Source organism: Pseudonocardia nigra, assembly GCF_019396355.1.
Lineage (GTDB): Bacteria > Actinomycetota > Actinomycetes > Mycobacteriales > Pseudonocardiaceae > Pseudonocardia > Pseudonocardia nigra.
The window spans coordinates 19,045-29,317 of the sequence record NZ_JAHKRK010000078.1; the positions used below are offsets into that span (position 1 = coordinate 19,045).

At 73.9% G+C, this 10,273-nt stretch carries 10 protein-coding genes and 1 pseudogene; 5 read left to right on the forward strand and 6 right to left on the reverse strand.

Annotated elements, in window-relative coordinates:
* Window positions 1-19: 19 nt before the first annotated feature.
* Complete coding sequence (locus KME75_RS19945; protein WP_219416375.1) at window positions 20-2,278, reverse strand: xanthine dehydrogenase family protein molybdopterin-binding subunit; 2,259 nt, start codon at window positions 2,276-2,278, stop codon at window positions 20-22.
* Window positions 2,275-2,502: a hypothetical protein gene (locus KME75_RS19950; RefSeq protein WP_219416376.1), complete on the reverse strand. Its 228-nt coding sequence runs from the start codon at window positions 2,500-2,502 to the stop codon at window positions 2,275-2,277. Before KME75_RS19950 ends, KME75_RS19945 begins: the two co-directional genes overlap by 4 nt.
* A gap of 174 nt (window positions 2,503-2,676) precedes the next feature.
* Between KME75_RS19950 and KME75_RS43385 the strand changes: the two genes are divergently transcribed.
* The 3 genes from KME75_RS43385 to KME75_RS43395 are packed head-to-tail and all read left to right on the forward strand — an operon-like array spanning window position 2,677 to window position 3,596.
* Complete coding sequence (locus KME75_RS43385; RefSeq protein WP_246632445.1) at window positions 2,677-2,895, forward strand: hypothetical protein; 219 nt, start codon at window positions 2,677-2,679, stop codon at window positions 2,893-2,895.
* Entirely contained in the window at window positions 2,895-3,284 is a 390-nt protein-coding gene (locus tag KME75_RS43390) for an AAA family ATPase (RefSeq protein WP_246632446.1), read from the forward strand. The genes KME75_RS43385 and KME75_RS43390 overlap by 1 nt, the downstream gene beginning before the upstream one ends.
* A 3-nt stretch (window positions 3,285-3,287) precedes the next feature.
* Entirely contained in the window at window positions 3,288-3,596 is a 309-nt protein-coding gene (locus KME75_RS43395; RefSeq protein ID WP_246632447.1) for a DUF234 domain-containing protein, read from the forward strand.
* A gap of 62 nt (window positions 3,597-3,658) precedes the next feature.
* Here the strand turns inward: KME75_RS43395 and thiD are convergent, their stop codons facing one another.
* Window positions 3,659-4,543 carry a bifunctional hydroxymethylpyrimidine kinase/phosphomethylpyrimidine kinase gene (thiD, locus tag KME75_RS19960; RefSeq protein ID WP_219416377.1) on the reverse strand — a complete coding sequence of 295 codons (885 nt, stop codon included), beginning with the start codon at window positions 4,541-4,543 and terminating at the stop codon, window positions 3,659-3,661.
* Window positions 4,544-4,884: 341 nt separating this feature from the next.
* Here thiD and KME75_RS19965 point away from each other — a divergent pair, with 341 nt between their 5' ends.
* On the forward strand, window positions 4,885-5,325 hold the full coding sequence (locus tag KME75_RS19965) for a nitroreductase family deazaflavin-dependent oxidoreductase (protein WP_219416378.1): 441 nt from the start codon (window positions 4,885-4,887) through the stop codon (window positions 5,323-5,325).
* Between the two features lie 60 nt (window positions 5,326-5,385).
* Window positions 5,386-5,967 carry a Uma2 family endonuclease gene (locus tag KME75_RS19970; protein WP_219416379.1) on the forward strand — a complete coding sequence of 194 codons (582 nt, stop codon included), beginning with the start codon at window positions 5,386-5,388 and terminating at the stop codon, window positions 5,965-5,967.
* Here KME75_RS19970 and KME75_RS19975 read toward each other — a convergent pair whose 3' ends face one another.
* The 3 genes and pseudogenes from KME75_RS19975 to KME75_RS19985 all read right to left on the reverse strand — a co-directional run.
* Window positions 5,968-8,148, reverse strand: a complete 2,181-nt coding sequence (locus KME75_RS19975) for an ABC transporter permease (protein WP_219416380.1) — start codon at window positions 8,146-8,148, stop codon at window positions 5,968-5,970.
* Window positions 8,148-8,927 (reverse strand): ABC transporter ATP-binding protein, encoded by a 780-nt coding sequence (locus tag KME75_RS19980; RefSeq protein WP_219416381.1) that lies wholly within the window; start codon window positions 8,925-8,927, stop codon window positions 8,148-8,150. Before KME75_RS19980 ends, KME75_RS19975 begins: the two co-directional genes overlap by 1 nt.
* A 56-nt stretch (window positions 8,928-8,983) precedes the next feature.
* Window positions 8,984-10,273, reverse strand: a pseudogene (locus KME75_RS19985) (hypothetical protein); the annotation flags it as partial.

Consider the following 10,273-nt stretch of genomic DNA (forward strand, 5'->3'; position numbering starts at 1 on the left):
GGTGACCTCGCAAGCTCGGTCACGTCGCACCTCCTGCAACCTGGATGGCCTCCCACACCCGCAGCGGGGTGGTCGGCATGTCGATGTGGCGGACGCCGAGGTGCGACACGGCGTCGACCACCGCACTCTGGACGGCCGGCGTGGCGCCGATCGTTCCGGCCTCGCCGATGCCCTTGGCGCCGATCGGGTTGAGCGTGGTCGGCGTGGCCATGTCGACCAGCGTGAAGCTGGGCAGCTCGGCGGCCGACGGGAACCCGTAGTCGGCGAACGTGGCCGTCAGCGGGTTGCCGTCGGCGTCGTAGACGACCTCCTCGAGCAGCGCCTGGGAGATGCCCTGGGCGATCCCGCCGTGGCGCTGGCCCTCCGCGAGCAGCGGGTTGAGCACGGGGCCCGCGTCGTCGACGGTGACGATCCGGTCGACGACGGCCTTGCCGGACTCGACGTCGACCTCCACGACGGCGACGTGCGCGCCGAACGGGAACGTGGGTGCGCCGCTGTCGAAGACGGTGTCGACCTTGAGCTGCTCGCGCTCGGCGAGCTGCGCGAGCGTGACGCCCGTGTCGGTGCCCTTCACCGCGACGCGGCCGTCGGCGACCTCGAGGTCGTCGGCGTTGGCCTCGAGCAGGTCGGCGGCGCGCTGCTTGGCCAGCTCCACGAGCTCGCCCGCCGCCTGGTAGACGGCCACGCCGCCGGTCTGGAGGCTGCGCGAACCCATCGTGCCGGCACCGCGCGGGATGAGGTCGGTGTCGCCGTGCTTGACCGTGATCTTCTCGATCGGGATGCCGAGGTGCTCGCTGGCGAGCATCGCCCACGCCGTGGCGTGCCCCTGACCGTGCGGGGAGGTACCGGTGAGCACCGTGACCGTGCCGTCGCTGTGCACCTCCACCGAGGCGTCCTCGCTGAACGCCCCGCCACCGGTGATCTCGACATAGGCCGAGACGCCGATGCCCAGCTGCACCGTGTCGCCCCGCTCCCGGCGGGTGGCCTGCTCGGCGCGCAGCTCGGCGTAGCCCGCCGCCTCCAGCACGCGGTCGATGGCCTTGGCGTACTCGCCGCTGTCGTAGACGGCCCCGCCCTTGGTCTTGAACGGGAACTTCTCCGGCGCCACGACGTTGCGCCTGCGCACCTCGGCCGGGTCCTTGCCGATCTCGGCCGCGAACAGGTCCATCGCCCGCTCGATCGCGGCGGTGGCCTCCGGGCGGCCCGCGCCCCGGTAGGCGCCCGTGGACGTCGTGGTGGTGACGACCGTGCGGGCCCGCGACTCCACCTTGGGGATGTCGTAGACGCCCGGCGCCATCATCCGCGTGAAGAACGGCAGGAACATGCCCAGACGCGGATAGGCACCGGCGTCGGCGAGCACGTCGAGGCGGTAGGCGAGCACGTCGCCGTCGCGGTTGCCGCCGATCGTGATGGTCTGCAGCTGGGCGCGGCCCTGAACCATCCCCGTCATGTTCTCGGAGCGCGTCTCGCTCCAGCGCACCGGATGGCCGACGCGCCGCGCGAGCCACGCGACGAGCGCGAACTCCGGGTCGGCGCCGATCTTCGCGCCGAACCCGCCCCCGACGTCGGGCGTGATCAGGCGGATCTGCGCGCCGTCGATGCCGAGCCAGCCGGCGATCTCGTCGCGGGCGGCCTGCGCGTTCTGCGTGGAGGTCCAGAGCGTGACGCGCCCGTCGTCGCCCCACGCCGCGGCGGCGGCGCGCGTCTCCAGCGGGGCGGCGGCCAGCCGCTGGTTGACGATCTCGTGGGTGACGACGACGTCGCAGTCGTCGAAGAAGTTCTCGTCGAACTGCTTGTCGTGCCCGAACCCGCCGGCGAGGTTGGTGCCGACCTCGTCGAACAGCAGCACCTCGTCCGACAGCGCCGCCTTCAGGTCGATGACGGCGGGCAGGGGGTCGTAGTCGACCTCGACGAGGTCGGCCGCGTCCTGCCCCTGGTAGGACTCCTCGGTGAGCACGGCTGCGACCGGCTCCCCGACGAACCGGACCTTGTCGGTGGCCAGCCACTGCCGGACCATCCCGTCCGGGGCACCCGCGAACAGCTTCGCCGGCGCCAGGTCGATGTCGGCGCCGGTGAGCACCGCGACCACGCCGGGCGCCTCGCGGGCCCCCTCGACGTCGATCCCGGTGATCCGCGCGTGCGCGAGTGGGGACCGCACGAGCGTGAGGTGCAAGGCGCCCGTGAGTCGCTCGTCGGTCAGGTCGTCGGTGTACGTGCCGCCCCGGGAGAGGAACACCGGATCCTCGGTGCGGACCACGCGCGTGCCCATGATGCTCATCGCACGACCTCGCTGCGCTCGGCCGGCGCTTCGCGCAGGCGCTGTGACACGGGTTCACTCGCAAGCTCGCTCACCTGCACGACCTCGCTGCGCTCGGCCGGCGCTTCGCGCAGGCGCTGTGACACGGGTTCACTCGCAAGCTCGCTCACCTGCACGACCTCGCTGCGCTCGGCCGGCGCTTCGCGCAGGCGCTGTGACACGGGTTCACTCGCAAGCTCGCTCATCACCGGGGAGCCTATCCCGCTGCCCCGCCCGATGCGCGCCCCGCTCGGACGGGTGATCGCGCAACGCTCGATCCTGCATGGGGTTTTCCTCGGACGGAAAATCCTACGTAGGATCCAACCGTGGCTTCTTGAACCGGGTCGACGAACTGGGCCAGCTACGTGCCCGGCTGACCGGTGACCGGGCACGGGCAGCTGCGGGTCGAGGCGTTCACCCCGTCCGACGCCGGGCTGTTCCAGCCCTCGTACTCGCCTGAGGACCGGATCCGGACGTACGCCGTGTGCGGGGGCGTCCCGTACTACCTCGACCGGTTCCGGGACAACCGGCCGCTGGCGGCGAACCTGCTGAGCGAGGTGTTCCAGCGAACGGGCTCCTCCACGACGAAGCGGAGCTGATGCTCCGCCAGTCCATCCCGGAACCGGCTGCGCACATCGCCGTCCTCCGCTCCATCGCCCACGGCCACAACCGCAACAACCAGATCAGCCAAGGCGTCCAGCTCGCGCCGGCGCACGTGACGAAGCTGCTCGACACGCTGGAACGGCTCGGACTGGTGGAACGGCAGCGCCCGGTCACGGCGTCGCCCAGGACGCGCAAGATCGGCTACGCCATCAGCGACCCCTTCCTCCGGTTGCACCACCGGTTCGTCGAGCCCGCCCGTTCCCAGCTCCGCTCCACCGAGCTCGCGACGCGTTACGTCGAGGCGACCGTCCTGCCGCAGCTCCACGAGTTCACGTCCCGGGCGTGGGAAGGCATCTCCCAGCAGCACGTCCTGGCCGTGGTGTAGGGCGTGACGGCGGTGGGCCGCTGGCGGGGTCCCGTCCACACCGGGGACGGGCGCCGGACCGAGGAGCGGGAGATCGACGTCGTCGGTGTGGACGGGGACCGCCGGCCGCTGGTCGTCGGCATGTGCAAGTGGACGGCCCGGCCGCTCGGACTCGCCGAGCTGCACCTGCTCGACCACCTCGCTCCCTACGCCGGCGCCGTCGCGGCGCAACGGTTCCTGTTCTCCCGGAGCGGTTTCGACGAACAGCTGACGGCCCGGGCGGAGCACGATCCGGCGCTGACCCTGGTGACGCCGGCCGACATCTACCGCTGACCCGCGACGGGCAGAGGCAGGCGACCGCCGGAGTCGGTCACGGGGATCGCAGCATGGTGGCTCTACTGCAACGTGCTCGGAGCGAGGCCGGCGTGCTGCGGTTCGTCCCACCACGGGCGCACCGCCCACAGCGGCGACACCGGGCCGTGGCCGGCACCCAACGGGTAGGAGTGGCGGACGGCCTCGACGATGTAGCGCTTCCCGAACGCCACGGCGTCCGGCACCGCCATCCCGCGGGCCAGGCCGGAGGCGATCGCGGCGGCCATGCTGTCGCCGCCGCCGTGGGTGTTGCCGGTGTCGAAACGGGGGCCGGGCAGCTCGGTGAACGTGTGGCCGTCGTAGAGCAGGTCGACGCAGCCGTCGACGTCCTCGCTCAGGTGCCCGCCCTTGACGAGCACGTGGCGCGGGCCGAGCCCGTGCAGCACCTTCGCCGCCTCGTACTGGGCCGCGCGGTCGTGCACGTCGATCCCGATGAGCAGCCGCACCTCGTCGAGGTTGGGGGTGATCACCGTGGCGCGCGGGAAGAGCAGCGCGCGGAACGCCTCGAGCGCCTCGTCGGCGAGCAACTGGTCGCCGTGCATCGACGCCGCGACGGGGTCGATCACCAGCGGGGTACGGCCCCCGGCGCCGATCCCGACGCGTTCGCACGCCGCCGCGACCGCCTCGATGATCGCCGAGCCGGCGAGCATGCCCGTCTTCACCGCGTCCAGGCCGATGTCGCCCGCCACGGTCTCGATCTGGGCGGCGACGGTCTCCGGTGGCACCGTGTGCACACCGCTGACGCCCACCGAGTTCTGCACCGTGACGGCGGTGACCGCGAGGCACCCGTGCACCCCGCACGCGGCAAAGGCGCGCAGGTCGGCCGCGACGCCGGCACCACCGCCCGAGTCGGTGCCCGCGATCGTCATGACCCGCGGCGGTGTGACGCCGATCGTCGCTTCACCCATTCGTCCAGTCCTCCCTACGCCGGCCCAGGCCGTGCCTCGTGGATCACGGGCGATGGGCTTCGTGATCCAGATGACTCCTGGCAAGGCGGAGGTAGGCGCCGTCGTACCGGGCCGTACCCGGGCCTGCCGACAACGCAGCCAGGGGCCATCTGGGCGCGAAGACCGCGGTCGTGATCCGCGAGGTGCGGCCTCGATCCGGACAGGTTCGGTCGGTCGGCGGCGCGCCAGCCGCCCTCTCAGCCCGCTGCTGCGAGCTCCCGTTCGGCGCCGACGGTAGCCCGTCGGGCGTACACACGCCAGGACGGGGAAGATCGGCGCCGCCTCCGCCGTTGGATCACGACATGCCACTGGACGGTGAGTACGAGCTGAGCCCGACCGGCTGGGTCCGCGACCAGACCGAGAAGATCCTGGCGGAGGACACGACCGAGGGCGTCGACATCAAGGGCAGCCCGGTGATCCTGCTGACCACCCGCGGGGTGAAGAGCGGCAAGCTGCGCAAGGTGCCGCTCATGCGGGTCGAGCACGACGGCCGCTACGCGATCGTCGCGTCGCTGGGCGGCGCCCCGAAGCACCCGGTCTGGTACCACAACGTCAAGGCCGATCCGCACGTCGAGCTGCAGGACGGCACGAAGACGAACGACTACCGCGCGCGCGAGGTCACCGGCGAGGAGAAGGCGCAGTGGTGGGAGCGGGCCGTCGCGGCCTACCCCGACTACGCCGACTACCAGAAGAAGACCGACCGGCAGATCCCCGTGTTCGTGCTGGAGCCGATCGAGGCCTGAGCGACCGACGGAGAACCTCCTCCTCCGTGCCACACTGACCGGACGGAGGAGGAGGTTCGTGTGACGATCCAGCCGGTGGCACCGCCACACCTGCTGACCGTGGCCGAGTACCTCGAGATCGGGGAGATCGAGCTCGGCTACAGCGAGCTGGTGGAAGGGCGGTTGTTGATGTCGCCGAGCCCGGCCCCCGACCACAATCGGGCCGCATTCCGGATGGCGATGCAGCTGGAGCGCAACCTCCCCGCGGGGGTCGAGGTCATCCCCGACATGGACGTCGATCTCGAGCTGGCACCGTCGGACGCACCGGGCACGGTCCGACGCCCCGATCTCGTGGTCGTGCAGCAGGACGCGCGGCTGCGGGTCCGGCGCGATGGCGGCGTCATTCGTGCGTCCGAGGTACTGGTCGTGGTCGAGCTCCTGTCCCCCGGGTCACGCCGCACCGACTACGTGCACAAGCGTGGCGAGTACGCCGACGCGGGGATCCCGCACTACTGGATCGTCGACATCGCCGAGCCGGTCTCCCTGCTCGCCTGTCATCTGGCGGGCGAGTTCGGCTACGCCGACGGCGGCACGGTGACCGGGACGTTCACGGCCACCGCGCCGTTCCCCGTCGAGATCGACCTCGACGCGCTCCTGGGCTAGCTACGCATCCTGCAACGCCCGAATGGGCGCCACCCGCGCGGCCCGGACCGCCGGGACCACCGCGGCCAGCACCGCGACCGCGACGACGCCGACCACCAGCCCCGCGAGCAGCGGCACCGGCACGGTCGCGGACCCCGGTGCGACCTCGAGCACGTGCACGCCGAGCAGCCCGTAGCCGGCGCCGATCGCAGCGCCCACGACCCCGGCGCCTGTGCCGCTCAACGCGGCCTCCCACGCCACCATCGCCCGCACACCGGGCCGGGACAGCCCCACCGCGCGCAGCAGCCCCGTCTCGCGGGTCCGCTCGGTGACCGACAGCATCAGCGTCACTCCGACGCCGACGACCGCGACGAGCATCGTCATCCCGACCAGGCCCAGCCCGATCATCCGCGCGATCCCGACCGTCGACTCCAGCTCGGCGCGCGCGTCGCCCGCGTACTGCACGAGCATCCCGGGCTGTGCGCCCGCGGCCGCCTCCACCGCCGCGCGGGCCGCCTCGACGTCGACGCCCGGTGCGGGGTCCACCAGCACGCCGGCACCCTCGGCCCGCACGACGAGCTGCGGGTCCTCGCCCAGCCGAACGGCGAGGGCCTCGCCGCTCGCCCCGTCGGGTGCGGCGATCACGATGTCGCTCGGGAACTGCCGCTCGATGCTGCGCTCGGCCCCCGCCTGCGTCGAGGCCAGGCCGACGAACAGGGCCGATGTCAGGCCGACGCCGAGGGCCAGCACGGAGATCGTCGCCGCGGTCCGACGCGGCACCTGGGCCGCGTTGGCCGTCGCGAGCCTGCCGGAGGCGCCTCCGACGGCAGCGATGGCGCGTCCCGCGGTGACGCCGAGCCCGCGCACCAGCACCGGGCCCGCGGCGACGAGCGCCGCGAACGCCGTCATCCCGGACGCCGCCAGCACGACCATCGCAAGCTCCATCGACCCCGCGGCCGGGCCGAGCGCGAGCCCGGCGAGGCCGGCCGCAGCGGCGGCGAGGACGGCGGCGAGCGCCAGTCGGCGACCCGTGCCGGCTGCGCCCGCCTCCCCGGCACCGGCCGAGCCGAGCGCGGCGACCGGGGGGATCCGCGCCGCGGCGAGCGCGGGCACGACCGCGGCCGCCACGGTGGCGAGCACCGCCACCAGCAGCACCCCGCCCAGGCCCGGCCACCACAGCACCAGCGCGGGCATGCCCTCCATGCCCATCGCCCCGAGCACCGCCAGCAATCCGTACCCGGCGGCCACGGCGACGCCCGTCCCGAGCAGGCCCGCGACCACGCCGGTCACCACGGCCTCGGCGAGCACGGCTCCGATCACCTGCCCGCGCCGCGCCCCGATGCAGCGCAGCAGCGCGAGCTGCGTGCGCCGCTGGGTCAGCACGATCCGGAACGTCGACGCCACGACCACCGCGGCGGCCACCACCGCCAGGCCGGCGAACACCCCGATCCCGACGAGCGTCGCGTTCACCGACGCGGACGCCTGCTCGACCTCGCCGGCCCGCTGCCGCGCGCCGGTGCGCACGGCGTCCGGCGCGCCCAGGGCCTCGCCCACACGGTCGGCCAACACCGCGTCCGTCACGTCCGGGGCCGCCGCCAGGTCGACCTGGTCCAGCCACCCGCCGAGCCCTGCGACGGTCTCCGGGGCGACCACCAGCGTGTTCATCGGGCTGCTCGCCATGTCCACCACCGCCGTGACGGTCAGCGTGCGCGGCGTGCCGTCCTCGCCCGCGACGCCGACGGTGTCGCCGGGCGCGACCCCGGTGCGCTCGACGGTGGCGACGTCGACGGCCGCCTCGTCGGCGGCTGCCGGGGCACTGCCCTGCACCACCGCGGACACCCGGCTCAACGGCCCGTCCATCGGGTCGGACACCACGAGCCAGTTGGTGCTCGCGCCGCCCGCGTTCGCGGGCAGGAACGCGGTCCACACCCCGACGGCCTCGGCCACGCCGTCGACGGCGGCGACCTCGCGGACCAGGTCGAGATCCGCGTCTCCGGGCAGCCGGTTCGGGAGCACCACGGCGGCGGCGCCGTCGGGCGTCTGCTCGCTGTTCTCGGTGAGGTGGGTGCGCAGCGTCTCCGTGAACAGCAGGGTGCCTGCGGCGAAGACGGTGGCGACCGTGACGGCGAGCCCGGTGAGCAGGAGCCGGCCCGGTCGGCGCCGGGTCTCGGCGAGCAGTGCGCCCGCGGCGGAGCCGGCCATCAGACGGCCGCCCCGGGCCGCGCCCGCTCCGACAGGGCCGACAGCGCCGCGAGCACCGACTCCGGGCGCGGGTCGGGGACCGTGCCGGCGAGTCGCCCGTCGCGCAGCAGCACGACCTCGTCGGCGAACGACGCCGCCACCGGGTCGTGGGTGACCATGACGACGGTCTGCCCGAAGTCGCGCACCGACGCCTGCAGCAGACCGAGCAGCTCGTGCCCGCTCGCGGTGTCGAGGTTGCCGGTGGGCTCGTCGGCGAACACGACGTCGGGCCTGCCCAGCAGCGCACGGGCCACCGCCACGCGCTGCTGCTGACCCCCGGACAGTTCGGTGGGCCGGTGCCCGAGCCGGTCGCCGATCCCGAGCAGGTCGATCAGCGCCGAGCGCCGGCCGGCGTCGGTGCGGCGCCCGGCCAGCCGGGACGGCAGCTCGATGTTCTGCTCCGCCGTGAGCTGCGGGAGCAGGTTGAAGTTCTGGAACACGAAGCCGATCCGCTCCCGGCGCAGGGCCGTGAGCTGGGCGTCGTTGCAGGCGGTCAGGTCGGTGTCGCCGAGCAGTACCCGGCCCGACGTCGCCGTGTCCAACCCGGCGAGCAGGTGCATGAGCGTGGACTTGCCGGACCCGGACGGGCCCATGACGGCGGTGAATCGGGCCGCGGGGATCTCGAGGTCCACGCCGTCCAGGGCGCGCACGGCGGCGTCACCGCGGCCGTGGACCTTCACGAGGTCCACGGCCGTGGCGGCCGCGGCGCGCGCGTGGCGGGGCGCGTCAACGGTGGTCACATGTCCTCCGGTTCAGGTGATCAGGTCGGTGTTGAGGTTCGCTCCGCAAGCTCCGCTCAGTCGTCGTCCCGCCCGGGGGCGGTGGCGACGGAGCGCAGCAGCGGCCGTGACGCCGCGGACGCGGCGACCACGAGACCCACCCCGCCCACGAGCACCGCGCCGAGCACGGCGAGCCCGGCCGGTTCCAGCGCCGCGGCCGCGAGGGCGAACGGGGACGCGCACAGCAGCCCCAGCCCCAGCGCGATGGCGCCCAGCACGAGCAGCGGGCGGACCGTCTCCGCGCGGCGGGCGGCGTCGAGCACGTCCAGCGGTGTGCCGGCAAGGCGCAGCATCCGCAGCAGCTTGCGGTGGTCGAGCACCCGCGCGGCCGCTGCCGTCCCGGTGGCCGTGGCGGCGATCAGGAACGTTCCGACCAGCACGACGAGCACGCCGCGTTGCACGTCGGCGACGAGGACGACGCCGAACAGGTCCCGTTCCACGGCGGTGAGCACGGGCGTCCCCGGCACGAGCGGTGCGAGCGCGGTGCGCACCCGCTCCCGGTCCACCGCGTCCGACGGGACGACGGACACCCCGAGCTCGTCCCGCACCTCGGCCACGGTGACCTCGGCGGGGATCCCCCGCTGCGCGAGGCGGTCCTCCGCCGCGGCCTCGAGGTCCGCCGCGACGACCCCGGGCGGAGGTTCGAGCAGCAGCGCACGGTCGTCACCGACAGCCGTGCCCGACACGACCGCCGTCAGCGGCGCGATGAACCCTGCGACGAACACGGCGAGGGTGAGCCCGGCCAGCGGCCGGAACGCGCCCCGCGGGTCGTCGAGCAGCCTGCGGCCGGCCAGCAGGGCGGCGGGTGAGCGCGCCGAGCGGACCATGGCGGACCCGAGCAGTCGCACCACGAGCGGCCCGATCAGCGACACCGTGCCGAACATCGCGAGCACGCCGACCGCGAACACGATCCCGGCGACGGCCGTCGGGCCGGTCCGGCTGGCGAGCTGCGCGATCCCGAACACCGCCACCCCGGCCACCAGGCCGAGCAGCCGCAGCAGCCGCGCCCCGCCCGGCCGCTGCCGGCGGACGACGCCGAGCGGGCCGACCACGACCTGCCGCATCCCCCCGAGGGCGGCCACGGTGGCCAGTAGCGCGACACCCCCGATGATGCCGAGCGCCGCCAGCGGCGACGGCCGCAGATCCGCGGCGAACCAGTCGCCGCCCGCCAACTCGATGTGCGCGAGCGCAGGTGCCAGCACCCACTGCGCGGCGACCCCGAGCACGGCGGCTCCGGTGGCGATCGCGGTCACCTCGGTGACCGCGGCGACCGTGACCTGACCGGGGGGGGCCCCCCGCAGGCGCAG

What these genes read in the sequence shown, in the direction of transcription:
- KME75_RS19950 (WP_219416376.1), bottom strand. Translation starts at nt 2,502, where the DNA reads ATGAGCGAGCTTGCGAGTGAACCCGTGTCACAGCGCCTGCGCGAAGCG.
- KME75_RS19945 (WP_219416375.1), bottom strand. Translation starts at nt 2,278, where the DNA reads ATGAGCATCATGGGCACGCGCGTGGTCCGCACCGAGGATCCGGTGTTC.
- thiD (WP_219416377.1), bottom strand. Translation starts at nt 4,543, where the DNA reads ATGGGTGAAGCGACGATCGGCGTCACACCGCCGCGGGTCATGACGATC.
- KME75_RS43390 (WP_246632446.1), top strand. Translation starts at nt 2,895, where the DNA reads ATGCTCCGCCAGTCCATCCCGGAACCGGCTGCGCACATCGCCGTCCTC.
- KME75_RS19975 (WP_219416380.1), bottom strand. Translation starts at nt 8,148, where the DNA reads ATGGCCGGCTCCGCCGCGGGCGCACTGCTCGCCGAGACCCGGCGCCGA.
- KME75_RS19965 (WP_219416378.1), top strand. Translation starts at nt 4,885, where the DNA reads ATGCCACTGGACGGTGAGTACGAGCTGAGCCCGACCGGCTGGGTCCGC.